Here is a 1,861-nt window from a genome sequence, read left to right on the forward strand (position 1 = left end):
CTTCGTCGCGACGACGCTGCGGATATGCCATATATAGTTCGCGTGCCGGGGTCTCCCACTCCGACACCATCGTCGCCGGCATGACGCCTGCTTCGACCAGCGGAGCCAGGCGATCCGGAATCACGCTGGTGTCGACCAACTGTCCGCAGATGATGAAGGTGACTGCCGCGTCAGCGACAGCCGGCTGGCTCCACGCAAGCGGAAAGAGCTTGGCCTTCGCTGCGGGCGTGCGCACCGCAATGAAGCGCCAGTTCTGCAGATGAAAGGACGTCGGTGCGCTGGTGGAGATCCGCACCAGCTCGCGGATCTGGTCGTCGCTCAACGTCGCCGACGGGTCGTAATACTTCGTGGCGCTACGGCTGACGATACAGTCGATGACTGCGTTGGTCATGGTCGTCCCGCTGTTCAGGGTGGTTTCGCTGTTCATGATGATTCCTTTGGGTGGAGGGACCTGCTGGGTACAGAAGCGCCTCTTACGAGATCGCGCGGCAAAAAATCACTTTCGTGTGCAGATTGCGGATCACCGTCGCCGCTTTCACCGTGACGTCGCAGTCTCTACTGCGTGTTTGCCGTCAAGTGGTGAGGTGTTTCAACTTTAAGGCCCCACGAGGGCTATTTCGAGAGCGAAAATGCTCAATAAAGTGTCCAAAAGGATCAAACTCCACAAGGGCTCATTGGTTCGCTCGATCTTGCGACGCCGCAGCGTTCATCGCGCCGGCGCGATTGAAGTCCCTTGTCCAGATTGCATCGAAGGACGTACGGACGAAGAGCGGCCGCTCCGCGTCGACCTCGCCGGATCGTGTCCGATGCTGGTTAGAACCGGGAGCGACAAATTTCGGGGTCTATCGCCCCTGACGTGCGAGACGACGCCATTCACCTGGTGTCATGCCCATCCTCTCTGTGAACAAACGCCGGAATGAAGATACAGATTGGTAGCCAACTGATTCGGCTACGGCCTCTGTGGTCATCGTCGGCTTCTTCAACTCGTTCGCAGCGTGGCTCATGCGGATGTCGGTTAGCAAATCAACCGCTGAGCATCCGAGCGTTTCCTGGAAATGCCGCATGAACGTGGCGCGGGACATATTGCACAAGGCGGCCAGCTCGGGCAGGTTCCAGCCGCGAGCGGGATCGGAAAACATCGCCGAAATCGCGGGGGCCAACCGTGGGTGGCCAGCCAGCGCCAACAAGCCTGTTGGGGCCTGCTCGGATTTACTTGCCTCGCGCAGCACGATGGTGAACAGCGCCGAACTGAGCGAATTAAGGACGGCGTAGCCGCCCACTTTTTCTCCCGTAGACTCATCACGCATGAGCCTCACAAAATTGGCGAGAGGGTTCGAGAGGGACTCGACACCCGACTCATCGTCGGTACTAGTAGTCCGCACCACCAGATTTGTCGGAAGATAATTGCGAATCAGTCGGTCATGCGGCGGTTCAATAAAAAAACGACCGCATAACATATCGAGATGCTCGCCAACGCCGTCATTCTCGCTAAAGGTCCAACCAGCGAGACCCTGACGCTCGCGAGTAGGTCCGGGCTGAATTCCACTCCCGTCGTGCAGGATGTGCGCCGAGCCGTGGGGTAACAAGACGATATCTCCAGCGACCAGTTCCTTTGCCATCCCCGTCTCGGGATCCTCGATGACTGCCTTGCCCCTGAGCACGACGTGGTACGGGATTTCGTGGGTTGCCGCTTGATCCCACTCGACCCGCCACGGTGCTCCATAGGCGCAGCGCACTTCAGGCCGGCCAGTGACGGTGATCAATTGCAGCAGGTGACTTAACCAGTCGACGTGAGACATAGAATTCCGTAAGGCCTCGGCATGGGGAAATCAGGTGACGGCAAAACTTACAATTTCAGCGC

General features: G+C 58.5%; 2 protein-coding genes. Both read right to left on the reverse strand.

Annotated elements, in window-relative coordinates:
- On the reverse strand, positions 1-391 hold a 391-nt coding region (locus tag AB4Y36_RS40355), incomplete at its 3' end, for a nitroreductase family protein (protein ID WP_368685923.1).
- Between the two features lie 451 nt (positions 392-842).
- Positions 843-1,799 carry an AraC family transcriptional regulator gene (locus AB4Y36_RS40360; RefSeq protein ID WP_368685922.1) on the reverse strand — a complete coding sequence of 319 codons (957 nt, stop codon included), beginning with the start codon at positions 1,797-1,799 and terminating at the stop codon, positions 843-845.
- Positions 1,800-1,861 lie beyond the last annotated feature (62 nt).

The sequence above is a fragment of the Paraburkholderia sp. BR10936 genome, from assembly GCF_040965735.1.
GTDB lineage: Bacteria > Pseudomonadota > Gammaproteobacteria > Burkholderiales > Burkholderiaceae > Paraburkholderia > Paraburkholderia nodosa_A.

Coding starts and splice junctions, on each gene's coding strand:
- AB4Y36_RS40360 (WP_368685922.1), bottom strand. CDS start 1,799: ATGTCTCACGTCGACTGGTTAAGTCACCTGCTGCAATTGATCACCGTC.